The 274-nt window shown below is 61.3% G+C and carries 1 protein-coding gene; it reads left to right on the top strand.

Features of this window, described 5'->3' with window-relative positions; genetic code table 11:
• On the top strand, window positions 1–274 hold a 274-nt coding region (locus tag AC1RPR_RS08800), incomplete at both ends, for a hypothetical protein (protein WP_481763570.1).

The following is a 274-nucleotide window of genomic DNA, read 5'->3' as shown; positions in this document are numbered from 1 at the left end:
CGTCGATCCGCAAGAGCTGCGTGCCTCGTACCGCACGGTCGGCAGCTCGAACATCATGACCTCAGAAGCTGACGATAGCCTGTGGGAGCTGAAGAGCGGCAAGGGCGGTACGTATCTCGCACGTCACGGCAACGAAGACCTGTCGGAACTGGTGAACGCCACCGTGAACCGTCGTCGTACCGACATTCCGGCCCTGCGTCACATCAGCATCGCGGCAGCGGCTCCGCACGAATTCGTGTCGTTTGTCAGCCAGTCTGGCGACATGGACTATGGC

The organism is Dellaglioa sp. CoH-57-MRSF-22, assembly GCF_056781895.1.
Note: the sequence above shows the minus strand (reverse complement) of the source record. Positions and strands in the feature narration are given on the sequence as shown.